Source organism: Pelatocladus sp., from assembly GCF_059505505.1.
The window spans coordinates 34,219-54,878 of the sequence record NZ_JCACKS010000201.1 but is presented as its reverse complement, the minus strand read 5'-3'; the positions used below and the strand labels follow the sequence as shown (position 1 = coordinate 54,878).

Annotated in this window: 21 protein-coding genes, 1 tRNA gene and 1 pseudogene; 16 read left to right on the top strand and 7 right to left on the bottom strand. The window is 39.1% G+C overall.

Features of this window, described 5'->3' with window-relative positions; translation table 11 throughout:
- Positions 1-135: 135 nt before the first annotated feature.
- From AC5JMK_RS15805 to AC5JMK_RS15795, 3 genes are all read left to right on the top strand, one after another.
- Positions 136-582 carry a hypothetical protein gene (locus AC5JMK_RS15805; protein ID WP_096675848.1) on the top strand — a complete coding sequence of 149 codons (447 nt, stop codon included), beginning with the start codon at positions 136-138 and terminating at the stop codon, positions 580-582.
- A 205-nt stretch (positions 583-787) separates the two neighbouring features.
- Positions 788-855 (top strand) — tRNA-Asn (locus tag AC5JMK_RS15800).
- A 124-nt stretch (positions 856-979) separates the two neighbouring features.
- Positions 980-2,413: a vWA domain-containing protein gene (locus AC5JMK_RS15795; protein ID WP_096675847.1), complete on the top strand. Its 1,434-nt coding sequence runs from the start codon at positions 980-982 to the stop codon at positions 2,411-2,413.
- 66 nt (positions 2,414-2,479) lie between these two features.
- Here AC5JMK_RS15795 and rpsU read toward each other — a convergent pair whose 3' ends face one another.
- Both rpsU and rbp read right to left on the bottom strand, forming a co-directional pair.
- Positions 2,480-2,674 (bottom strand): 30S ribosomal protein S21, encoded by a 195-nt coding sequence (rpsU, locus tag AC5JMK_RS15790; protein WP_016859922.1) that lies wholly within the window; start codon positions 2,672-2,674, stop codon positions 2,480-2,482.
- Positions 2,675-2,912: 238 nt separating this feature from the next.
- Entirely contained in the window at positions 2,913-3,227 is a 315-nt protein-coding gene (rbp, locus tag AC5JMK_RS15785; RefSeq protein ID WP_053454929.1) for an RNA-binding regulator, read from the bottom strand.
- Positions 3,228-3,386: 159 nt separating this feature from the next.
- On the opposite strand from rbp, the gene AC5JMK_RS15780 reads away from it, so the two are divergent.
- Positions 3,387-4,214, top strand: coding sequence for a vWA domain-containing protein (locus AC5JMK_RS15780; RefSeq protein WP_096675846.1), 828 nt, complete (start codon positions 3,387-3,389; stop codon positions 4,212-4,214).
- Here the strand turns inward: AC5JMK_RS15780 and AC5JMK_RS15775 are convergent.
- Both AC5JMK_RS15775 and minD read right to left on the bottom strand, forming a co-directional pair.
- Entirely contained in the window at positions 4,195-5,127 is a 933-nt protein-coding gene (locus AC5JMK_RS15775) for a hypothetical protein (RefSeq protein WP_096675845.1), read from the bottom strand. The two genes, AC5JMK_RS15780 and AC5JMK_RS15775, sit on opposite strands and share 20 nt — an antisense overlap.
- 188 nt (positions 5,128-5,315) lie before the next feature.
- On the bottom strand, positions 5,316-6,146 hold the full coding sequence (minD, locus tag AC5JMK_RS15770) for a septum site-determining protein MinD (RefSeq protein ID WP_495910520.1): 831 nt from the start codon (positions 6,144-6,146) through the stop codon (positions 5,316-5,318).
- 854 nt (positions 6,147-7,000) lie between these two features.
- Here minD and AC5JMK_RS15765 point away from each other — a divergent pair.
- The 5 genes and pseudogenes from AC5JMK_RS15765 to AC5JMK_RS15745 all read left to right on the top strand — a co-directional run bounded on the left by AC5JMK_RS15765 (position 7,001) and on the right by AC5JMK_RS15745 (position 11,851).
- Positions 7,001-8,203: pseudogene (locus AC5JMK_RS15765) on the top strand (AAA family ATPase).
- A gap of 8 nt (positions 8,204-8,211) precedes the next feature.
- Positions 8,212-8,634: a bis(5'-nucleosyl)-tetraphosphatase gene (locus tag AC5JMK_RS15760; protein ID WP_096675842.1), complete on the top strand. Its 423-nt coding sequence runs from the start codon at positions 8,212-8,214 to the stop codon at positions 8,632-8,634.
- 159 nt (positions 8,635-8,793) lie between these two features.
- Positions 8,794-10,041: an AAA family ATPase gene (locus tag AC5JMK_RS15755; protein ID WP_096675841.1), complete on the top strand. Its 1,248-nt coding sequence runs from the start codon at positions 8,794-8,796 to the stop codon at positions 10,039-10,041.
- The gene (locus AC5JMK_RS15750) at positions 10,022-10,864 is read left to right on the top strand and encodes a GNAT family N-acetyltransferase (protein ID WP_495910519.1); all 843 of its coding nucleotides are present in this window, start codon (positions 10,022-10,024) and stop codon (positions 10,862-10,864) included. Before AC5JMK_RS15755 ends, AC5JMK_RS15750 begins: the two co-directional genes overlap by 20 nt.
- A gap of 27 nt (positions 10,865-10,891) precedes the next feature.
- Positions 10,892-11,851, top strand: coding sequence for a threo-3-hydroxy-L-aspartate ammonia-lyase (locus AC5JMK_RS15745; protein WP_096675839.1), 960 nt, complete (start codon positions 10,892-10,894; stop codon positions 11,849-11,851).
- Between the two features lie 88 nt (positions 11,852-11,939).
- Here AC5JMK_RS15745 and AC5JMK_RS15740 read toward each other — a convergent pair whose 3' ends face one another.
- Complete coding sequence (locus tag AC5JMK_RS15740; RefSeq protein ID WP_495910518.1) at positions 11,940-12,476, bottom strand: PadR family transcriptional regulator; 537 nt, start codon at positions 12,474-12,476, stop codon at positions 11,940-11,942.
- 346 nt (positions 12,477-12,822) lie between these two features.
- Between AC5JMK_RS15740 and AC5JMK_RS15735 the strand changes: the two genes are divergently transcribed.
- Positions 12,823-13,233, top strand: coding sequence for a hypothetical protein (locus AC5JMK_RS15735; protein WP_495910517.1), 411 nt, complete (start codon positions 12,823-12,825; stop codon positions 13,231-13,233).
- 138 nt (positions 13,234-13,371) lie between these two features.
- On the opposite strand, the gene AC5JMK_RS15730 is transcribed toward AC5JMK_RS15735, so the two are convergent.
- Positions 13,372-14,736 carry a lipid-A-disaccharide synthase-related protein gene (locus AC5JMK_RS15730; protein ID WP_495910516.1) on the bottom strand — a complete coding sequence of 455 codons (1,365 nt, stop codon included), beginning with the start codon at positions 14,734-14,736 and terminating at the stop codon, positions 13,372-13,374.
- Between the two features lie 147 nt (positions 14,737-14,883).
- Here AC5JMK_RS15730 and AC5JMK_RS15725 point away from each other — a divergent pair, with 147 nt between their 5' ends.
- Both AC5JMK_RS15725 and AC5JMK_RS15720 read left to right on the top strand, forming a co-directional pair.
- Positions 14,884-15,588: a diacylglycerol/polyprenol kinase family protein gene (locus AC5JMK_RS15725; RefSeq protein ID WP_096675836.1), complete on the top strand. Its 705-nt coding sequence runs from the start codon at positions 14,884-14,886 to the stop codon at positions 15,586-15,588.
- 192 nt (positions 15,589-15,780) lie between these two features.
- Positions 15,781-15,939 carry a zinc ribbon domain-containing protein gene (locus tag AC5JMK_RS15720; protein WP_495910515.1) on the top strand — a complete coding sequence of 53 codons (159 nt, stop codon included), beginning with the start codon at positions 15,781-15,783 and terminating at the stop codon, positions 15,937-15,939.
- Positions 15,940-16,427: 488 nt separating this feature from the next.
- On the opposite strand, the gene AC5JMK_RS15715 is transcribed toward AC5JMK_RS15720, so the two are convergent.
- On the bottom strand, positions 16,428-16,967 hold the full coding sequence (locus AC5JMK_RS15715; RefSeq protein WP_096675834.1) for a COP23 domain-containing protein: 540 nt from the start codon (positions 16,965-16,967) through the stop codon (positions 16,428-16,430).
- A 364-nt stretch (positions 16,968-17,331) separates the two neighbouring features.
- Between AC5JMK_RS15715 and AC5JMK_RS15710 the strand changes: the two genes are divergently transcribed.
- From AC5JMK_RS15710 to AC5JMK_RS15695, 4 genes are all read left to right on the top strand, one after another.
- Positions 17,332-17,547 (top strand): hypervirulence associated TUDOR domain-containing protein, encoded by a 216-nt coding sequence (locus AC5JMK_RS15710; protein ID WP_096675833.1) that lies wholly within the window; start codon positions 17,332-17,334, stop codon positions 17,545-17,547.
- Positions 17,548-17,557: 10 nt separating this feature from the next.
- On the top strand, positions 17,558-17,893 hold the full coding sequence (locus AC5JMK_RS15705; RefSeq protein WP_096675832.1) for a DUF3140 domain-containing protein: 336 nt from the start codon (positions 17,558-17,560) through the stop codon (positions 17,891-17,893).
- A 323-nt stretch (positions 17,894-18,216) separates the two neighbouring features.
- Positions 18,217-19,059: a YaaW family protein gene (locus AC5JMK_RS15700; RefSeq protein ID WP_096675831.1), complete on the top strand. Its 843-nt coding sequence runs from the start codon at positions 18,217-18,219 to the stop codon at positions 19,057-19,059.
- A gap of 222 nt (positions 19,060-19,281) precedes the next feature.
- Positions 19,282-20,658, top strand: a complete 1,377-nt coding sequence (locus AC5JMK_RS15695; RefSeq protein ID WP_495910514.1) for an O-antigen ligase family protein — start codon at positions 19,282-19,284, stop codon at positions 20,656-20,658.
- Positions 20,659-20,660: the final 2 nt, after the last annotated feature.

Genomic DNA, 20,660 nt, shown 5'->3' with positions numbered 1-20,660 from the left:
CTTCTATTGACGTTCTTTTACCACAAAATATACTATTTTGGAGATGTTTAGTGTATTATGCAGCAACTTAATAAATAAGTAGATTAAACATCAGCCAGAACCAATAGGAGCAAACTTGCTCTGAAATCATCAATAATGAGTCATGAAAACGGTAAATACCAGACAATTCATGAAATCGAAAATCTTGTAACTGCATTCCAAAATAGCACATTACCACGATGTCAGTGGAATCATATTGCACATTTGACAGTGGCATTATATTACCTCATATATTACGGGGAAAAACAAGCAGGCGAACGCATTCGCCAAGATATCCAACGCTATAACGCAGCTATGGGTATCCAAACCACCAAAGACAGTGGTTATCACGAAACTCTCACCCGGTTCTGGGTTTATATGGTGCGTCGTTATTTATTGGTTAACCAACAGCAAGTCTCTTTATTGCAGCTAACTAACGGACTCATTGATAGTTATGGTAATAAGCATCTACCACTGCAATACTACAGCCGGGATTTGTTGATGTCCTGGGAGGCTAGAAATAGCTGGGTTAAACCAGATTTGCAACATCTTGATGTTTTTTAGTAATTGTTGCCGTACCCTAATCGCGGAAGCTTACATACTCCTAATATAAGCAAAAAAACAGAGTCTACGTCTGAAGCCGTCTTCAGGCTTATGCTTCCTCTACTTGTGCGGCAATCTTAATACTAAGTCTAAATGTAGCATTTGATATCCAAGCTTCTTGCAGTTACAACAGTAGTTGTCACCGCGCCCTAACAGAAAAAGCTTACATACTAGCTCAATTGGTAGAGCAGTCGGCTATTAACCGATGGTAATAGGTTCAATTCCTGTGTATAAACCAATAGCTTTCTCAACTTGCGCGGTGATTTCATTCACCTCGTAGCATGTGACAACTACACTCCACGGTTTTAGATTTTGGTTGCAATAAAAAAATCCCAAATCCCTAATGGAGGTAGTACCCATGAATACAGCAGAACGCGACTTGCGTTTAGAACTTCTCAACAGCTTGCTAACTACGCCTCACCGCGAGTTGGAGAAGGTAGCAGAATTCCACAAGTTAATCATAGAACTTGATCCCATTTTCTATGGTCATCTGGCTGTATGGTATCAACGCAACGGTGATGTCCGTGATCACAAGGAAGTCTTTTTGGGACATCTGCTAACAAGCAATGTGATTGCACACCGTGATGCTGGTTTTATATTGCTGCAAGAGTTTCCACCTTATCAAGTGGCGCGGATTGTAGACTTTATGAAGCAGCAACGCGGTAAAGTTCCCCGTTCTGCACGTACTGCTGTGCAACGCTATTTGCGATCGCGAGAACTAAAACCCCAGTTTTTTGATCGTGCTGCTTTACGGGGACGTAAGGCTATGAAGCACCTCTATGCAACTTTGCATATTAAACCAAGTATGCGTGCAGATGCGGTGCTGTTCAAAGATGCACCACCAGAAGATAGCTTGGCTTATATTCTCAAACAGTTGGCAAAAGCAGAAACAACATCTGCACAAGCAGCTTTAATTGTTGAGCATAATATTCCTTACACTATTGCCATTGGTGCAGTTAAGCAACTTACCCCAACCGTTTTGGTGGCGCTGATTAACTCCATGTCACCACAGGAGGTAATTAACAACCTCAAATCTCTGAAGCAACGCGGTGCGATGGATCACCCTGAAGTCAAGGCGTTGATTGATGGGAAGTTAGAACAAGCGACTAAGAGTGACCGGATATCTGCGTTCAAAGCCACAGTCGCTGCTGATGTCACCCAACTGGATACAGAAACTGCGGCACGACTAGAAAAAGTCGCCAACGAACAAGTTAAGAAGCGTGGTAAAATTGTCAAGCCGACAGCTTTGTTAGTTGATAAGTCTGGAAGTATGGATGTAGCGTTAGAAGTCGGTAAGCAAATAGCTGCCTTGATTTCTGGTATTACTGAAGCAAACTTATTTGTTTATGCTTTCGACACCATTGCTTATCCAGTCAAAGCCACTGGTAGTCAACTATCAGATTGGGAAAAGGCATTTCAGCATATTTTCCCCAACGGTGGAACTAGTGTTGGTGCGGGGCTAGAAACTATGCGCCTGAAAAAGCAGGTGGTAGAACAAATTATCATCGTCACCGACGAAGGTGAAAACACCCAACCATACTTTGCTGCTACTTACCAAGCTTATCAGCGCGATTTGGGAGTTATCCCAAATGTGATTATTGTCAGAGTTGGAGGCTGGTGTGATTACATTGAACGCAATTTGAAGGAGAAGCAAATACCTGTAGACACCTTAAGTTTCGCGGGAGACTACTACTCTTTGCCAAATTTGGTACCGTTGTTGTCTCGTCCATCCCGACTAGAATTGCTCATGGAGATTTTAGATACAGTACTACCCGTGCGGGATGACAAGTAGACTTAATGTCTAGCGGCATTGCCGCTAGATATTAATTGAGTATTGTTTATAATAAATTTACAAACATTAAGAGCGGAAACGTTTCTTATACCGCCGGGAATTAGCAACCGCTTTAGCTTTCCGCTTGTTTTTCTCAAGAGGAGTTTCAAAGTGACGATGTTTCTTTAAGTCAGGCATAATTCCCGCCTTTGAAACTTGGCGTTTAAATCGACGTAAAGCTGACTCAAGTGCTTCGTTTTCGCCCACTACTATTTGGGTCATTCTATCTCCTACTTAGATATTACTACTGGATAGCGGTCAGTTCATAAACATTTTATTTGCTTTTTTGGTGAGGGGAAAAGTAAGGGAATACTCAACTAATGTTTTCCTGTTTACCTCAAAACCGAAAATTTGCCATTCAAATGCACTTTTTCTTCGTCAATCCAGTCAACTGAGAACAAAAATGGGCAGACTCCTAGCCTGCCCAAGAGACTTAAAAGTTAAACTTTGTTTTTAAAGTTTAGTAACGACGGGAGTATCCTCCGCCATTATTTCCGCCACGTCTACCACCACCACCAAAGGAACCTCCCTCTGATTTTGGTCTTGCTTTATTAACTTTCAGACTACGACCCATCCATTCAGCAGTATCAAGCGCTTCAATTGCCGCAGCTTCTTCTGCCTCTGATCCCATTTCTACAAAGGCGAATCCTCGCACACGACCTGTTTCGCGGTCTACAGGTAATTGAACGCTTTTAACCGTTCCATACTCTGAGAACACCTGCTTGAGGTCATCTTGTTCAACCTCATAGGAAAGGTTACCAACGTAAATCGACATAAAACATCTCCAGAATCACATGGCGTAGAGTTTTAGATCCGGAGAAGTCTGTAATATAAGTACAAATAAAAACAAACCGCACAACCGAATTTAAACTTCCGTTCATAGTTTATCACAAATTTGTAAGATTCAAGCAAGTTAATTAATATTCAAAATTCCATGAAACCTCTTAATTACGTTGACTTGTGCTTTGTTGTAGATACAACTGGCAGTATGGGTAGTTTTATTCAGTCAGCACAGCAACAATTACTAAATGCCATCAAGGTGCTGTCAACTAATAGTAATATTGATTTGCAGATTGGTTTGGTAGAATACCGCGACCATCCTCCACAAGATAACTCTTTTGTTACCCGTGTTTATTCGCTTACGCCTAAATTGCAACTAATGCAGAAAGTCATCAATCAACTCAGAGCTGATGGTGGTGGTGATGGGCCGGAAGCATTATATAGCGGTGTCTACGACGCTTGTACAAAAATGAATTGGCGTCGGCACAGTTGCCGTTTCATTTTACTTGTAGGTGATGCACCACCTCATGGATTTGGCAAATGGCTACAAGAAAAAATGTTTGATGGGCGCAAGTATCATAATGGTGATGCTTGGCCTGATGCTTGTCCTAGTGGGTTGGATGTCCAGTCAATAACTGCAACGGCAGAAAATCACCAAGTTATTATTCATGGATTATGTATGAGTGGTGATATGCTGGCACAACAAGCATTCAGGACAATCGCTCAAATTACAGGTGGTCAATGTGTAGCAGTTACCAATGCCAAAGATGTGATCGATAAAATTGTAGGTGTATTGCAAAATGAATTCTCTAATTTGGAGTTTGACCAAAAAATCTTGGAAACTGTGCAGCAAATAGGACATTTAGATAGCAGTAAAACTGCTGAAATTTTAGATATGCCAAGATTACCAGTTGCTGGTGCGATCGCTCGGTTGGGTAAGCGGGGTTTCTTTGACCATCTCATCAAAGCGCGATCGCGTTGATCAAATCTTCCTGCTTTGTTTTCAAACTTTTTAAATGACGGATCAAGACTGCTAAAGAATTTATCCCATGCAGACTTAGCAAAATCAACCAGCAGAATGTCTTCAAAACACTAAAGGCTGTAGGTCTAGTTAAACCCTCATGAATTGCAACCCTAGCCTCATCTAAATAACCATCATACTCTTCTACAATTGGGAGATCATGGAAAATTCCTGCATTAATTCCATGTATTCCACTGACCCAATTTTTACCTATCTGAATTCTATTTAGTTGGGCAACTTCTAGATGATACAAATCATGGTAATTAATTCCAATACCACGTATTTTGACATTTTTACCACCAACACTAATCGGAATTAAGCTGATATAACCAAGATTTTTCTTTAATTCTACAATGATTGACTTTTTCCCAGAAATATCAATTAACCACTCTACAAATTTTCCCCAAATAATGTAATAATCAAACCCAAATTTTGTATAATTGGATTTGTCAGCAACAGACTGAGATGGCTGAGAAATATTGTTAGATTCTAAACTTTTTTCGTCCTCAATATTAGGATAAACAGTAAATATTTCTTCTAAAAATAAAAGCAAGTAAAACGGAATTTTGATATTGAATCTGTCTCCTTGCCAACAAATTCTGCTTTCTGGCATGATATCTAAACACCGCTTTAATCGATTTTTATAATCAAGGTGATATTTGTTTAATTGATCTGGCAATAACTGCTGACGATGCTGATAAATCACAAATGCACGCAACAGCAACTGCTTTATCCGGCGAGCAAAAACATGATTTGTGCGATCGCTTTTGTTTTCCATCCACAAAGCCATAGCTAAAGCATGTTTTTGGCGTTTTGATAGATTTTCCATCGCCTCGTCTCGTTCTGTAACTTGGCGAAGATTCGCAGACTTCATTGTTTTCAACAGAGAATAAACATCAGTATTCTGAAAGTTGAAGTCGTTAAAATCAATAATATTGTTCCTTATGCAAATTACAGAACCTCCCAGTCTTTTCTTTCGTCCTTGTCTCTTTACTACCTAATTCCCAATCCCCATTACCCCTTATCCCCAGAGGGGGCCCCACAATCCCCAATCCCTGATTCCTAAAAATAGGGATATAAACTTATAAATTCAGTAGTTGGATCGATAGTAGAATCTTTATTCAAGATTCTGTCATTGGATAAGTCAAAATCAAGAGATTTGTTATTTTTTTTACCTCCTAAATTCTGAGCAATCTTATCAATAGCAATTGCAGCAGGCGATTTGTTTTTTCCTAATACTAAAGGCTGACCATGGTTAGTAGAAACGATCACACGCTCGTCTTCACAAATCGATCCTATAAGCGAAACTCCCAGAAGTTCTTGGACATCTTCTGGGGACATCATATTTAAATCGCGTACCATTCCAGGTCTAACACGGTTAACAATTAATTGAATGGGTTTTATCTTTTGTGCTTGTAATAAGGTAATTACACGGTTAGCATCACGTACTGAGGAAATTTCTGGTGTAGCGATAACTAATGCTTCAGTTGCAGATGCGATCGCAGTTTGAAATCCTGCATCAATACCTGCTGGACTATCTATTAGTATGTATTCATACTTCTGCGCCAAGTCATTCAATAATGGTTTTATCTGTTCTGGAGTTACTAATTCTTTGGTACGTTTTTTGGCTGCTGGTAAAAGTGCTAAACCTGGTTGGCGTTTATCTTTTACCAAAGCTTGTTCTAAGCGACATTCCCCAGCCAAGACATCAAATAATGTGTATATTATTCGTTTTTCTAGTCCCAGCAGCAAATCCAAATTTCTCAATTCAAAATCAGCATCAACCAATGCAACCTGATTACCCATCTTGGCTAAAGCTATGCCCAAGTTGGCTGTTATGGTGGTTTTACCCACGCCGCCTTTTCCAGATGTAATGACAATAATGCGAGTCATGATAGAAAAGCTCTATTTAGGACATAGGGCTAGCACCCTGTTTATAATCTCTACCAAGAACTAAAAGACTAACCGGAGCAAAATATGTTACTTGTAAAACTTCGTAAGGAAGTATTGCTGACGTGTAATTACTTATGAGCTTGTGTTAAACAAATAAAAATTCATTATTAAACCTGATTTTATGTAAAAATTACGACATTTCAACTTTGTCAACGGTTAAAAGTTAAATTTAACTTCTCAGTTATTCTACATCAGGCTTTAGCCAAAGCGATCGCATACCTAATAAATGTTTCAACTGTAATATTAAGTACCACTCTCACAGAAAGTTACAATTTTTGATATTAATGCAGTTCAATCAGTTCTGATCGCGACTCCAAAATTGAGTAACTTGACACATTTACTACTAATGTAGTATTTTGTAATCTCTTGTAAAATTACCTTTTGAGGTAGGGTCATAATTCATAGCAGTTTCAATCATTGTTAACCTTGGCAAAACGTCTCTCGGTTGACTACATAATTCAAATTTATTTTTAGTAATGTAGAAAAATTATCTCAAATTTACTGCTTGCGTGTCCCAACAGTTCAGAGCTTACATACATAGTATGAGAGGAAATGTACCGTTACTCAAAAGCGGTGGGTGCGTAGACACAAGGAAATTACTAAGAATCTGGGAGGTTGGCTTAAAAGTAGCTATCCTTGAAAGAGTGTGTAATAACTCACCAGTGGAGTTTTTTCTATGTGATAGACGCTTTGCTCTGGCGACTTACACGCAAGTAGTTTATTTTATGAAAAAGTATAATTTAAAGACGTGCATCTGTTGAATATAAATCCATTAAAATTGCATTATAGAAAATATGGAATTTGATTACTTCAGACACAATGAAGGTTCTCCTGTTAATAACAACCGCCAAAGTTTACTCTCCAGTGGTTGGCGACCTTTGCAACGGGAATTTGACTGGGATTTTTTAGGTCAACTGATGTTTAGTGACACACAGGAGTTAACTCAAAAAAGTCTAAATTTAGCAAGTAGCATTGCCGAGACATTGGGACGCAATAATTATACTTGGTGGGCAAATTTATTAAATATTGTTTCCGAAAATACGCGCTACGAAGTTGAAAAATATTGAAACTATATCACACCAGATCCACTAACACCTGATTACCGTTACCAGGATGTTTTAAATACAGACACACCCATTACTCAGTTTGTCAATCGTAACAGTATTCCCATTGACTATGTTCTCAATCGCCTGCAAGAAATTACGGTGATGCGGGTTTTAAAACTATTAGGAACTCCTGATATTATCACCCAATATTATTTAGAAAGGAATTTTTATTTTCCCATCGATAAATTTGTGAATTGGGAGCGACTAGATATCATTAATACTGTTTATGCATACTGGTCAAAAGATGATGTATGGTTACAAATTGATCCCTATGACCGAGGACGACGACACTATAGTTTGATGGGAAAAAACTTATCTCCATTAATTAACAAAGCAACTTATAATTTAGCAATCATGTTGAGTGGATATCAAAGTCGTGTTGGTAAGGTACAAAACCAATTTAAAATTCGCACCTTTCCAGAAAATATTCAAAATTTTACTGACATAGTTCAGCAGACAGTTTTGAATCAACATCAATTAGCGGTTTTAGTACATGGTAAACCAGGAACAGGTAAAACTGCGTGGACACAAGCATTCGCCAAAGAAGTTTTGGTCTCACTTGGCTTTGTGATTTTTATTTTGGATCATGATGCGATCGCCAATTTTGTACCACCTACATACTTAGAGCGAATTTGTATTATTATTAATGAGGCAGACAATTTAGCTCAAGACCGTGCTAGCGAAATCGCACAACAAAGTAACAAGACTGAGCATATTTTAAGCTTGCTAGATGGCACTTTGTACCAAAGTGTTGCTGACGATTCTGGAATTCAAATACAACAAAGGTTGGTAGTACTGATGACTTGTAACACCACAGAAAGACTAGATCCTGCGATGTTGCGTCGAGGTAGGGTAGATTTAATATATGAATTTACTCATTTATTTGTTTAAATTAGATAATGCGTGAAATCAAATCTTGTGGTGTGCTTGTTATGCGATCGCAACCACAAATGAGCTTTTTACTCCTGTTAAAACCTAAGCGTTATGACTTACCTAAAGGTCATATAGAAACAGGTGAAGATGACATCAGTTGCGCCTTACGCGAATTATTTGAAGAAACTGGAATTAGTTCTAATGATATTGAATTAGATCAGCAATTCCGGTTTCATGTTAGTTATCTAGTCAAATCTAAGCGGACTCAAAACAAAAAAGTAGAGAAAAAAGTTGTGATATTTTTAGCATGGCTAAAAAATGAAGTTTTGATCGAAATCAGTGAACACAGTGGTTTTATGTGGGTAGAATGGAACCCACCACATACGATTCAGCAAAAAACCATTGACCCTTTGCTGCAAGAGTTGGAAAAATATCTATTTCAGGCGTAAATTTTTCGGGAATTGAATCTGAAGGTGTTGTATTAGTGATTAATAAAATTGGGATGCTTTCCATACCACAGATAAATTGACAAAACTCAGATCTATAAAAAATTCCTAATCCAAAATCCAAAATCTAAAATCTAAAATCGTATAAGGATTGAGATTCCAGTGAACATACAACAACTAATTTCAGAAGCACTGAAACTTCCTAATAATGCGATCGCTTATCATGTCAGTCAGGAATTAGCAGCACTATATCCTCGCAAGGTGATATTAGAAGGTAGTGACTCTAGCTTTGATATCGAAAGATATGCTGACGCTAACTTTTGTACAATCGAATATGATCCATCAATCCATAACCAGATTATTTCTGGTTGGAATGGTATGGACAATGCAATTTGTAATTATACAGAAAATGCCTGCTTTGAGGTAACATGGCAAGGAAACAAACTCGAAGTAATTTTGCTCAGTTGGCAGCAAGGTTTTTGTAAAGTAAGATACTATTGGATTTTAGCCAAAACCCTAGAATTGGCTGAAGACTTTTTTGCGTCTGTATGCGAGTGTAACTCAGAAATTCAAAGTGAAATTTTAGTTTTTGAAGATGGTTTTTGGTCAAAAGATTCCGATTTATTTGAGTCTATTCAAAACGCGAGTTTTGATAATCTAATTCTGAGTGGAACTCTCAAGCAAGAGATTCAAAACGACCTAACGCACTTCTTGGCTGCGCGAGAAACTTACGAAGCTTACAGTGTTCCTTGGAAGCGTGGAATTTTATTGATCGGTTCTCCTGGAAACGGTAAAACCCACACGGTTAAAGCTTTAATTAATCAAATGCAAGTGCCATGCTTATACGTTAAAAGTCTCAAGTCTCAGTATGATAATCCTCATCATAATATTCAGCAAGTCTTCAAACGAGCGCGACAATCTGCTCCATGTATTCTTGTTTTAGAAGACCTTGATTCCCTCGTTGAAGGGGAAAATCGTTCTTTCTTTTTGAATGAAATTGATGGCTTTGCTGCTAATACAGGGATAGTGATTTTAGCCTCAACAAACCATCCAGAAAAAATCGATTCAGCAATTTTAGATCGTCCAAGTCGCTTTGATCGTAAATATTATTTTGAATTACCAGGTTTAACAGAACGTATTGCTTACATTAACTTGTGGAACGAAAAATTTAATTCTGCTATGCGTTTATCAGATACAAGTATGAATCAGATTGCAGAAATAACCGAGGGTTTTTCTTTTGCTTATCTTAAAGAACTATTTCTTTCTGCCATGATGCAATGGATAACGGAGATGAAAATTGGTGGTATGGAGCAAAGTATTATTTCACAAGTTGCTGCTTTGCGAGAACAAATGGAAAGTGCGAACAATAGCGCAAAATCAGAAGAATCTCATGAAACTCCAACAGTTTGAAGATGCAAGAGAATTTTATGAGAAGGTGAAAGACTATTTGCTGATTCATGAAGCAATGCATAACGTACAGTTTGCAATTTGTCACGCCTTGATTCACAATCCGGAACGCTTCAACGAAAAACCCTATTTAGCAATTGTGGAGGCAGATAGAGATATCATTGCAGTAGCCATGAAGACAAAAGCTCGCAACTTGCTATTATCAAAAATACAAGATTTTGCGGTCATAGAAGCGATCGCACAAAATCTGCACTTTAACCAAAATTTACCACCAGGAGTCAATGCTCCTACAGCCGAGGCAAAAGCCTTTGCAGAGAATTGGCATTCAATCACAGGCCAATCATACCAATTAAAAATGGCGCTGTGTGCTTTTCAACTCGAACAGGTGCAGACGATTTCCAAAGTAAATGGTCACTTGCGTCAAGCGACACAAAGCGATCGCGAAATACTCATCCGTTGGTTTGAAGCTTTTGTACTAGAAGCTTTGCAAACATCTCCAACACATATAGAACGTGCTGTTGACAACCATTTGCAGCGCGGTACTGCTTATATTTGGGAAGATAGAACCCCCGTCTCAATAGCTTGTCATACTGGTATTACACCCAATGGTGCAGGGGTGAGTATGGTGTACACACCACCAGAATATCGCAAAAATGGCTATGCCAGTGCTTGCGTGGCAGATTTGAGTCAGACTTTACTTAATCAAGGCTATAAATACTGTTTTTTGTTTACAGATTTAGCAAATTCAACCAGTAACCATATCTATCAATTAATTGGTTATCAAGCTGTAGGTAATTTGCATGATTACTGTTTTGTATCTAACTGAATCAGGATTAATATCAAGTTTATTAACATGTCACAGTTTAATTCTGTCACTTTTGCTGATATCGAAACAGCAGCCAAGCATCTTACTGGTGTTGCTCATCGTACACCAGTGATGACTTCAACAACTGTTAATCAACGCACTAATAGCCAAGTTTTCTTCAAATGTGAAAACTTTCAACGCACAGGTTCTTTTAAATTTCGTGGCGCATACAACGCACTGTTACAGTTAACAAAAGACCAAAAACAAAAAGGTGTAATCACATTTTCATCAGGAAATCATGCTCAAGCGATCGCCTTAGCTGGAAATTTGCTCAACATCTCTACAACTATAGTCATGCCAGAGGATGTCCCCACTGTCAAACAGTCAGCAACTCGTGGTTATGGTGCAGAGGTAATTTTATATAACCGCAAAACAACTGATAGGGAAGAATTAACGCAAAGTTTAGCACAGAATCGGGGTTTATCAATTATTCCTCCCTACGATCATCCCCATATAATAGCGGGACAGGGAACAGCAGCGAAAGAACTCATAGAAGAAGTCGGCGGACTAGATTTATTGTTAGTGTGTTGTGGTGGTGGTGGATTAATTTCCGGGAGTGCGATCGCCACTAAAATACTTACATCTAAGTGTAAAGTTATAGGTGTAGAACCAGAATGCGCCGACGATGCTACCCGTTCTTTTCACAGCAAAACTCTCCACACAGTAAATAATCCTGATACTATCGCTGACGGTGCGCGGACTCCCAGCTTAGGTAAAATTACGTTTCCTTTAGTATTAAATTATGTTGATGATATGGTGACGGTATCTGAAGAAGCAATTGTTCGCACCATGTTCTTTTTATGGGAACGCTTAAAAATAGTTGTGGAACCCACTGGAGTGTTAGCTGCTTCTGCTTTACTAGAAGGTGTTGTCAAAGCTTCAGATGCCAGAATTGGTATAATTCTTAGCGGTGGAAATGTTGATTTGACACAAGTATTGAATTCATGAACGATTCTCGCCTCATAATGGAGTCTGGTTAGTAGATAATGTCCCGCCAGAGTATTTGCAAAAAAAAGAATGAAAATAAAACAATAGTCTACTGATGATCAATAATTTCAATAGCCGTCTTCAACCAATCTATATAAGTTTGTTCTCTGCGTAACACCAACTCTAATGCAAGCCTTTGCATAATCTGCTCACGACTTGCATATTTATCTCCAAGTACTGGTAAATTAGTCTTTTCACACTCAGTTAGTTTTTCAATATGTGCAGCTAGCTGATGTTCTAAAAGTTGCACGATCGCTTCATTGGATAATTGTGTGGCGAAAAATAATTGAATTAGCAATGGTTCTCTGAATGTTGGTAAAGGCTGGGGAGATTGTAACCATCTAATTAATTCTGCTTTTCCGGCCTCCGTTACACTATAGATTTTGCGATTAGGGCGATCGCACTGAATTTCAACGGTACAGTTAATCCAACCCTGCTCAAGGAGTTTATCAAGAGTTCTGTAAATCTGTGCTTGATCTGCTGGCCACAAGTGAGCAATGCATTGATCGAAACAGCTTGTTTTCAACTCGTAGCCTGTCCTCTGTTCTTCTTGAAGCAGACCCATAATTGCATATGCTAGCGACATAGACGGTTTTCCGAATATAAAGTAGGTTGAGCTACTTATGTGTCATTTTTAATATAGATGCTAATATAAGACTAATCATATATAAGAATCATCCACCAAAGTAACCTTGATGACGGCGTACTTGACAAAAAACCTAACTACCCGGTTTTAGATTGACTCAGACTACAAGTTTTGGCCGTTGAGGATTTACAAATTGAATTGAAAAGTGAGGAAGTGGCGATCGCCAATTTACCAGATGCAAAATAACTATTGACTTTGTTGCTCATTGCTGGCGTACCACTCAACCAACTCTCAAGCAGAAATCATTCCAGCCCTTAAAACTATTGTAACGGGAGGATGGGTTCCATTGACTTCTAACACACTTTTACAGCGAATACATCAACATCAATATCTACGCGATTTGCGAAATAAATTGCTCCATCTTCATCGAATGTTGCTGGAGACAGAACGCATCACTTACGAACAGGCGCGTGGACGAGTATCGAACGGAGAACTGCTGCGACTTGTCATCGAACATGAACAATTTGCTTGGCTACATCGCATATCTGAAATAGTTGTGCAAATCGATGAAATGCTGCAAGCAGATCAACCGATGTCACTAGAAGATGTCGAAAATATGATTACTGATGTTCGCGTATTGCTGACACCACAAGAAGAAGGTAACGGATTTGCCAGAAAATACTACGCAGCTTTGCAACGTGAAGCTGGCGTTGTCTTAGCACATGCAGAGGTGTCACAACTGCTTGCGTCTAAGTGAAGAACAGGGATCGGGAATCGGGGAACAGGAAACAGGCAACAGAGAATGGAAAATAGGGGATTGATATTGGTGTTTATTCTCTCCCTTGTCTCCCTTGTCCCCCTTGTCCCCGATTCCCGATTCCCGATCCCCTTCCCCTCAAAAAATCGTTTCAATCAAATATTCTGCAATCCGCTTCGCTGCACCCGCTTTCCCCATCCGTCGCAAACCATTTTCAGCGATCACATGCAATTTATCGGGGTTGGCAAAAAGCGATCGCACTACTTGAGCAACTTCATTTGATTGTTCCACTAAAATTACACTTGGCCCCAAAAGCCGACTTTGTGTTTTGGCAAACTTGGAGTTAAACTGCGGCCCTTTTCCAACAATAGTAATCGCTGGTTTACCCAAACCCACAAATTGTTCGGTTGCTGTTCCCGCCATCGCGATCGCCATATCTGCCATATGCAGGCAATCATTATAAGCTTTTTGTGTCAAGATAAAATATGCATTTTTTTGTTTAAATGTCAAGGCATCGGTGTCAGGAATTGTCACAGGAGAATCTGGGTAAGGATGCCAACCGTGGGATTGAAGAATTTGGTGCATACTGGCAAAATGTAGACTAGGAGCGATCGCACCTAAAAATACAAGTTTGCCTCCAGTGTAGGCTTGTACACTTAGTTCTTGAGGAAGAGTAATTAATGCAGACACCGCCATCAAAATTTTTTGCCAGTTAGCGTAAGCCTCTGGAGGGCGGGAACCTGGTAGAACAGTGATAATTAATGGTCGAGCCAATCCTGGATTTTCGCTGTTATTACTATAAAATCGTGCCGTCGGAAAAGTTGGTTCTAAACTATCCATCATGGGATTACCAACATCAAAAGCGGGAATAGGCCATTGTTTTAAGATCTTTGTTGTTAACGAATCTCTGGGAAACACCGCCTTACAATTACGATGACTCATTAACCAACGTTCCCAAGGATGGTAAACTGAACCAGAAAAATGCCCTAACCGTGCCAGTTGACTGCTGCGTGGCAATAATCCTTTTTCATCCCGTACATGGTACTCTGATTTCGCCGTACCTACAAAAGCATATTTAGTACCACTCATCCAAGCAAACAATAACGGTATGATGTCCCCTACAGCTAAGATAGCGTGGTTTTTGCCAAATTTTTGTTGAGAATTGACCCAAGTGCGTATAGTTTGAATTTGGTTAAAAGTTAGTTGTATTAATCCCCCACACATATCACGTAGAAATTGTCGTCCGTCCATGTAAATAAAACCACCAGAAGGCATGGTACGTACTGAGCCGATAACGGGAATATTTAACTTTTGGTAGGCGTATCCTTCTCCTACTAAAGGTAAAGCAAAAATTTTTGGTGGGTGAGGTTGTCGCTGGAGTTCTTGTAATATCCGAACTGCGATCGCATCTTCTCCATGACCATTACTTAAAACTAACAGCCGCAGAGGGGAATTTATTTCTTGATTTTTAGAGTTGGTGGATAAGGGGGAGACATCACTCATAATTAGAAGGTAGCAGGCAAAAGATAGATTATTTTACATGTTATTTGATTAGCTTAAGAAATACACAATATAAACTCGGCATCTTGAGCAAGACTACTATTTTTGGGAAGATAAACATATACCAAATCTAAATCCTAACTGCTGAGTATGCTATCTATTATTTTAGGAGTCAGCCCGTTGGTTGGAAATTTACTTGCCACTGTGCTGACTTTTATTTATGTCTTTGGGTTAGTAGCCCTCATGAATCTCTGCGTGACTCGTTTCGGTCTACCCCAAGATCTTAGCCGCAAAATTACACATATTGGTGCTGGTTCAATAATTGTTTTTTTGCCACTTTATAACGATTTACATTGGTCAAAATATCTGAATATTTTGATTATGGTAGTGTGGCTAATTCTTTTAATTCAAAAAGGTTTTTTTGCCAACTCTGATGATGAAGCAGTTCAAACCATGACTCGTACAGGAGACAGGCGTGAATTACTCAAAGGACCACTTTATTTTGTCATTGTGGCTATTATTTGTGGAACTTTATTTTATAAAACTTTCCCTGGAATTGTTGCTATGACATGCCTAGCTTGGGGTGATGGTTTTGCCCCAATTATTGGCTCAAGATTTGGCAAATGGAAATATAAAATCTTGAGCGATAAATCAATCGAAGGAAGTTTGACAATGTTTATTTTTGCCTTTGTCGCTAGTATATTTTTTGTATGGCTGATTATTCCCAGTGCTTTGAATATTAACCGGATTTTAATAATTGCTCTTGTCACGATGGTTGTAGAGGGATTCAGCCCCAAAGAAATAGATAATATCTTAATTCCAATCACAGCAATTGCAATAAGTAGTTTTGTTTAACTCAGTTAGGACATATAATATCCAAAAATGACGATGCTGCTTTCGCGCAAGCGTGCCGAAAGCATTAGTAACCGCTACGCGATTGCGCGGAGCGCAGCGCCGGGGGCGATCGCACAACCTACACAAAACATATAGCTCCCCGACTTTTTCAAAAAGTTGGGGAGATTACTAGAGTGCATTTTACCAATCCCAATGCTACAGAAAGGGTATGATTCATTGGGTGTAAGATTTGTAGATTGTCCACACTGCCAAAAACAGCATGATAGAGACATCAACGCTGCCATAAATATTAGAAATGTTCGCGAAGCGTTCCCGAAGGGTAGGATTGCGACTTTTGGAGTTAGGAACTAGCTCTTCTGCCCTTGGAGGGGATGTAAGACCAAAGTCTTCTGGACGTAAAAAATCTACGAAGGTCGAGGCAGTCCCTAATGAATTGGGAAGCCCACACCGTACCCGATAGGGTCGGTGTTGGGTAGTTCACTTAATGTATCGGCTTACAATGTGAATGTATCGGCTTGCATTGCGAATGTATCGGCTTGCATTGCGAATGTATCGGCTTGCATTGCGAATGTATCGGCTTGCATTATGAATGTATCGGCTTGCATTATGAATGTATCGGCTTGCAAAAATATTTTTACCCCACCCTAACCCTAAGCGTAAACGCTTAGGGAACTAAATCTTCCCCCCGTGAACGGGGGGATTGAGGGGGGTTCATTTTGCAAAAATTAATCCTACATTTGTCTGAACTAAAACTAAAGGCTTTGCTTCCAGTAAATCCAGAAAACAAAGCCTATATCACCAAATTCATCACTATTAAGTAAGAAAGAGGTATTACCTTATTATTCAGGCTTGATGCTGTTGAGATACGTATCAAAATCTACATAAATCTGCGTATTATCGCTATTTTGATTAAGTATTCTCCCCGCCGCCAAACCACCACGATCAAGCAGCCTTTCGACAGCCTGTTTAGCATTAGTACCACGCTGGAGAGTAAATAAGAGATTATTCTTGTTGCAAGTATCGTATGTGCTAGCAGCAGCGCATACAACAGGTTGTTTGTTGAGCGTACCAGAAATAATGGTTTTAAGAGTGCCGTTATCGTAGCTTCTTTGAAATCTATCTGATACTTCCCGACAACGTTGTGCAGGAGACAACTTAGAGGCAAAGTAATTATTTGGAACCCAACGAATCATTGGTATTTTCCGGCCATTGTAAGTCTTAGCAAAGGTTGTAGGATAACCTTTGCTGTTAGCGCAAAAGAAGGTTGTACCACTGGCGTAACTAGGCTGATTGGCAATTGCAGCTATCGTAGATATTGTCAGCAAAGCAATACCAGAAACTCTCGCAACTTTTGTCAATGTGGAACTACTACTGCTCATAAAAAGTGCGTGAATAAGAAAAAAGCGTAAATCCCACTGTTGTGGGGATATAAACAGCTACAATTTTTCTTTGTAGCATTTCGGAATCATAATCAGATATATCAGTAAAAATAACATTAATTTCAATATAGAAATAATTAAATAAGTGTATGATACCTCTTTTTTAGAAACACGCGTATTAGATTATACTGTTTATTTTAATTGCGAAATGCGATCGCTCAGGGAATATAAAAGACTTTTCTTAGAGAAAAATTATTGATTATCATCCACATAATTTCTGTTTTTTCTATCAATAGGCTGATTAATTGCTCTACTTACTACGAACATAATTAGCAAGTGTAAAACTTTAACAAAAACATAAATTATGACTGAAAAATTAAAAAAGGGAGATCAAGTTAAGTGGAACACTTCTCAAGGCGAAACTACTGGTGAAGTTAAAGAAAAACTCACCTCATCCACAGAAATAAAAGGACATCACGTAGCAGCGTCTAAAGAGAATCCAGAATACTTGGTTGAAAGTGACAAAACAGGGAAACAAGCTGCTCACAAACCAGATGCCCTTGAAAAAATAGAGGAATAATTATAGTTTTATGAGTAAAGATACTAAATCAGTAATTGATGAGTTTCGTAGCTCAGTTAATATGACAGTCAAAGAATTACAATCTTGGTTGCAAACAGAAGAATCTCAATCGGTTGGTCAAAAAAATGGAGACTCAGAATCTATAGGACATAAATCTGGGAAAGAAATTGTTAAGTTATTGGAAAACAAAAAAGATGAATATAATGATGACGAAATATCGCATATGAAAAAAGTCATCAGTTATATCCATCGTCACTTAGCACAAAAACCCAGTGGAGATATAAAGAATACACACTGGCATTACTCATTAATGAATTGGGGACATGATCCGTTAAAAGACGAATAAAAGACGAAAATGGTTAGGGAACTCAAAAAAATAAATTATCCAACCCTAAACTTTTGCATCAAACACAATTTATTCCCCCTTCCCTCCCCAATCCCCTGTCCGTTGTCCCCAATCCCGTTTCCCCAATCCCCTGTCCCTCTGCAATTGGATATTTTTTATTTAGAGTCGTCAAAGAGTAAGTCCAAATACGCTACCAATCAGCTTTTGTGCTTTGTTCCAGCTATTTTCAAGTACGATATTGCCTAATAACAAACAAATGAGTGCCGAAGGCTAATAGTAGAATAAGGTACAGGATAAAGCTGCATGGAAGGGAGGCAGGGAAATTGGATGAACTGAGGGCGGTACTCGAACTTGCCACTGAAGATGAATTGCAAGACTTAACGGCAATTATGTTTAGCCGTAAGTTCAATCCCCTAGATTATGTTCAGACACCTGAACCGATAGAAATACAAAGCCAAGGTCGTGAAGCTTGGCTAAATGCACTGGAGGAACGCTTTCGCTTTTTAGCAGCCGATGGTGTGACTGTATTGCGAGGACGTACAAACCAAGTAACATATCGGCAAGCACTAATCCAGGTCTGTAAGTATTTAAAAATTCCTTATTCTGATGATTTATCAACTATTGATTTAGAAGCAGAAGTGTTTTTACACCTGCTAGGACGGGTGTGGAAAAAATTGCCGGAGAAAGATAAACAAAAGTTGACTGCAAAAGTTCAGCATCAGTTGTCAAAATCACAACTGAATGAACCACTACCGCTTTCTTTGCAGCATGATCCTTTGGGTTTACTTTTCAAAGGGGGTAGTGCTTTGGCTGTCACCTCTGTGATCCAGCCATTGTTACTCAAGCAAATTGCCCGTCAATTTGCAATGCATTTTGCTACCTATCAAGTCACCAAACAAGCTGCACTTGAAGGTGGGGCTGCTGCTACAGTACAGTTTCAAAACTACGTAACATTGCAGATGGCAAAGCGGGGTATGGCTGTAAATGCAGCTCGTTATGGTACTGTCAGGAGTGTGTTTGCATTTGTAGGACCGATGATGTGGGCTTGGTTTTTTGCAGATTTGGGATGGAGAACGATCGCTGTTAACTATGGTCGAATTATTCCAACTATCTTCGCCTTAGCTCAAATTCGGCTTACTCGTATGGAATGTTGGGAATTAGCCTGACGACATAGTCATTAGTCATTGGTCACATTGGTTATTAGACCTCTTGCAAAAGTCGAATTAACCTCCCTCAGTCCCCTTGAAACGGGGAGAATAAATCTTCTCTCCGTTTCAAAGAGGGTAGGGGAAGGTTATTTATTATTTTTGCAAGAGGTCGATTGATTAGTGGAATATAAGAAACAACTAACCATAAACCACAGACAAGTGACAAATAACAAATGACTAATGACTAATGACAAACAACAAATGACCAAGTATAAATTACCATTTTTACGCCATCCTGACCCTAAACTGCAATTTTCGTGGCATTGCGCCCAGTTTGGATTGCTAGTCTTTCCATTACTTCCATTATTGGGGAGTGTGTTTCTAGGTGTGGCATTGTTAGGAACATGGTTAATAAAATACCGCAGAATTATTCGTCAACCCCAAAATTTGGGATTTGCGGTTTTAAGTATATTGCTCGTCATTAGTACTGTCTTTGCTTTTGAGCAAAAGGAGGCTATTCTCGGTCTATGGAATTTCCTACCATTTATTTTATTTTTTGCTGCTTTTAGTGTCTTAATCCAAACACCACAACAACTGCGTCAACTATCTTGGATTTTGGTAATTACTTCTGTACCAGTAGTCATAATTGGTTTAGGACAATTGTTTTGGGGTTGGACTACACCACCACATTGGAAAAGTATTTTTGGTTGGGCGATCGCAGCTGGAGGAAACCCACCCGGTCGTATGGCTTCTAGTTTCATGTACGCTAACACTTTGGCTGGTTATCTGGTGATTGTGTTTGTGCTTGGGTTGGGTTTGTGGTTAGAAGCATATCAGAAGTTAAGAGTTAATGATTCCCTAAATTTTCGTCTCTCCATACCTCTGCGTCTGTCTTCTTCTGCTGTGTCAGTTGTTTTGCTGACTCTCATAGTCATGATTGATTTTGTGGGCTTAATTTTAACCAATTCGCGTAATGCATGGGCGATCGCTGTTTTTGCTTGTTTAATTTATGCACTTTATCAAGGTTGGCATTTTTTGGTAACTGGTGTCACTGCCATAGCCACAAGTATACTTGTAGCTGCTTTTGCTCCTCCACCCATTGCTCAATTGTTTCGTAAATTAGTACCTGCTTACTTTTGGGCGCGGTTAAATGACCAAATGTATCCCGATAGACCAGTCGCCCTCCTCCGCAAAACTCAGTGGGATTTTGCTTGGTCATTAACTCAGGAACGTCCTTGGACTGGGTGGGGTTTACGCAACTTTACACAACTGTATAAAGCAAAAATGCATATTTGGTTAGGTCATCCCCATAACTTTTTTTTGATGCTTTCTGCTGAAACCGGATTACCCGCAACTTTGTTATTTTGTGCTTTATTAGGCTGGATATTCATCGCAGGTATGCTACTGTTATTAAATTCAAAAGCCCTCAAAGCCGAAGATAAATTAATATTTTTTAGTTATCAAGTTGTATTTGGAGTATGGGTATTATTTAATACAGCAGATGTCACGCTCTTTGATTTGCGACTCAATACTCTTTCGTGGTTAATTATTGCTGGCATTTCTGGTGTGGTTTATCGCTATAGTCATTATGATAAATTCATCGCAAAGCACACTTAGTA